This window comes from Robbsia andropogonis (assembly GCF_000970345.1).
Lineage (GTDB): Bacteria > Pseudomonadota > Gammaproteobacteria > Burkholderiales > Burkholderiaceae > Robbsia > Robbsia andropogonis.
Window position 1 is genome coordinate 1 of record NZ_LAQU01000114.1, and the last position, 2,835, is coordinate 2,835.

Annotated in this window: 1 protein-coding gene; it reads left to right on the forward strand. The window is 62.8% G+C overall.

Annotation, left to right across the window (positions count from 1 at the left end; translation table 11 throughout):
* A partial coding sequence (locus WM40_RS26200; protein ID WP_157793809.1) for a condensation domain-containing protein occupies positions 1-2,835 on the forward strand: 2,835 nt, incomplete at both ends.

Below are 2,835 nucleotides of genomic sequence, written 5' to 3' on the forward strand. Positions count from 1 at the left end.
CACGCGAGACGCGGTTGCTCGCGTACTGGATTCCGGTTGACGGATGCGATAGTGGTGTCGATGCGGCGGCATTGCGCCAGTCGCTTCGCGAACGTCTACCAGTGCATATGGTGCCCTCGGCATTCGTGAAGCTGGATCGGTTCCCATTGACCACCAACGGCAAACTCGACCGGCGGGCATTGCCACAGCCGGGCGAGGAGCGGGCGAAAGCCCATGTGAACGAAAGAGCGAATCCACATAGCCAGCAAACGCAGTCGACGATGATACAAAGCGATAACATCGATACCTACCGTGCGCCGCGCGATCCCATCGAAGCGGCCATTGCCCATATCTGGCAGACACAATTGCAGGTGTCACGCGTTGGCGTGGATGACGATTTTTTTGCGTTGGGCGGCCATTCGCTGCTGGCGGTCAGGATGCTTACCGCCGTGCGTGAGACGTTCGGCAAGGCACCGCCGTTGCGCAGTGTGTTCGATCGGCCGACCTTGGCGGCATTTACCGTTGTGGTGCGTGCCGCGATGTTCGGGCAGCCGCTTCCTGACGTATCGGAGGACGGCGACAAGCCTGTCAACCATGGTGACGATACGCGCGCATCGTCCATGGTGTCCAACAAAGAAACGATGGAGGATACGACCCCCGCGGCGGCCGATGGCGATGACATCTGGCAGGCAAGCGCCGCCGATCCGTTCGCGCTTGACGATGAAGACGGGAAAGCGATGCCTTTGTCGCCATCGCAAACGCAGCTATGGTTCTTGTGGCGATTGGACCCGCAGGCATCGGCATACAACATCAACGGTGCGATTCAACTGACGGGCACGCTCGATACCACCGCGCTCGCGCAGGCGCTGGCGCAGTTGCCGCTACACCATCCGGCGCTGCGGATGCGTTTTTCGATGCAAGGTGGAGAACACGGGGGCGTGCCAGTCCAATACGTGGACGCTGATGCGCGGTTGACGCTCTCGAAGGTGGACATGTCCGACACTGCACATGTTGGCGAATCCGTTTCGCCGACGTCGCATGATGTGTCGGCATCGGCATCGGCATCGGTGCCGGCGCGAGTGCAAACATATTTGCGTGAATGTGCCCGCAAGCCATTTGATCTGCTGGCGGAGCCCCCGGTGCGCGCCACGCTGATTTGCACGGCCCCCGATGCGCATCTGCTGCATCTGTCGATGCATCACATCATCGGTGACGACTGGTCCGTCGGTTTGCTGATGCGCGATCTCGCACGGATATATCGGCACTTGGCCGGCGTGGCCGAGGCAAGGCATGGGCAAGGCCAGCCGAGCGCAACGGCAGTGACACGCTCGGCGGCGAAGGTGGCGATCGCCGCTTATCGGGACCATATTCAACATCGCCTCGACGTGGCGGCGCACGACGAGGCGCAACTGGCCTATTGGCGCGACGCCCTGACGTCGGCGTATGAGGCCGCGGACGGCGTTCATTCACTCGATGCGCCAATGGCGTTGCCTTATGACCGGCAGCATCACGCACGGGCGGCCGATACCGCGGGGCGGCCTGGTGGTCGCCTGCAACGGCGCGTTCCCCCGGATGCAGTACGTGCCGTGCGACGTCTCGCGCAACGCTGCGGTGTGACGCCGTTCGTGGCAATGCTCGCTGCGGTTGATTTGCTGTTGTATCGCTATACCGGCCAGCGGGATCTGCGGATTGGTGTGCCGCTCGCCGGACGCGATGCGGAAAAGGCGGCTGACATCGTCGGGTTTTTTGTCAATACCGTGGCGTTGCGTGCGCGGATGCGCGCCAATATGACACTGCGGGGCCTTCTGGCGCAGGTCAAGGACCGCGTACTCGATGCGCATGCACATCAGGCATTGCCGTTTGCGAAAGTGGTGCGGGCGCTTTGTCCGGCGCGCGACCTGACATGTACGCCGCTGTTTCAAGTACTGGTGAATCAGCAGCAACGTTTTGCGGAGGATACCGCTTTTGGTGAGGGGCTGCGGGCATGCGTCTCGCCCGTCGACAGTGGCGAGGCGCAGTTCGACCTGATGGTGCAGTTCGGCGACATGCATTCCGTGCCAGGTGGGGCATCGAATGGACCGGATGCATCGATGTCCGCGGATACGCGGACATCGATGCCGGACGTGACCGCGTCGAACGCGGCGAAGCACATCGCTGACGGCGAAGTGTCTATCGATTGGACATTCGCACGCGACGTCTTCGACGAAGCGACCGTTGCCGCGATGGCCGACGCGCTGGTGGGGCTGTTGACGCAGTGGGCGGGGGCCGACGCCAACCATGGCATGCCGGAGGATCTCCCGCTGGCGCATTGGCAATTTGGCGGCGGCGCCGATGAACGGTTGACGTCTCTCGCCATGACATCGGCGAGGGCCTCGGATGGCGCGAGTGGGCATCGACATCATCTTGAAAATAACAACGATTTCGTCGCCCGGATCGTTGCACAGATGATGACCCGGCCGGACGCGCTTGCGGTGACGTTGCCGGCGGACGGCACGCATGCGCAAAGCGATTGGCGCTACCGCGATCTCGCGCTGGCATCCGCCGCCATTGCGCGCGCCCTTCGCGCGCGGGGCGTGACAGTGGAAACGCGCGTCGGCGTTGCCATGCAACGCGGTGCCGCGTTGATCGCGACGTTGCTTGGTGTGTTGCGGGCGGGTGGCGTGTATGTCCCTCTGGACCCTGCCTATCCAGCGTCCCGCATTGCCTATATCGCCGCCGATGCCGGGCTGCATTGTGTATTGACGGACCAGGCCAGCGTTGACGTATTTATCGGCTCGGGGGGGGGCGTGCCGTGTGAGCAACTGCTGGATATCGATGCGTTACTTGCGGAGGGCACGTCCGGTGCCGTGCAAGAAA